1 protein-coding gene is annotated in these 205 nt (G+C 44.9%); it reads left to right on the top strand.

Going from position 1 to position 205, the window contains the following annotated elements; translation table 11 throughout:
• The coding region (locus DM397_RS00045; RefSeq protein ID WP_162615398.1) for an AMP-binding protein at positions 1–205 on the top strand (205 nt) is incomplete at both ends.

Raw genomic sequence — 205 nt, forward strand, 5'->3', positions numbered from 1 at the left:
AATGAAGATATCTCAGGACTAAGATGTATTATTACTGCCGGCGAATCAGCCGATCCCGGTACAGCCTTGAGAGTTACAGCATCAGGAATCGCGTATTATAATGCTTATGGCCCTACAGAGTGCGCCGTCTGCGTATCTGTTTATCAGTCAACAGGACATGCTGTAGAGAAAAGAGCTATTCCTATCGGAAAGCCAATATCGAACA

This window comes from Flavobacterium nitrogenifigens, from assembly GCF_003254565.1.
In the GTDB taxonomy this organism is placed as follows: Bacteria; Bacteroidota; Bacteroidia; order Flavobacteriales; family Flavobacteriaceae; genus Flavobacterium; species Flavobacterium nitrogenifigens.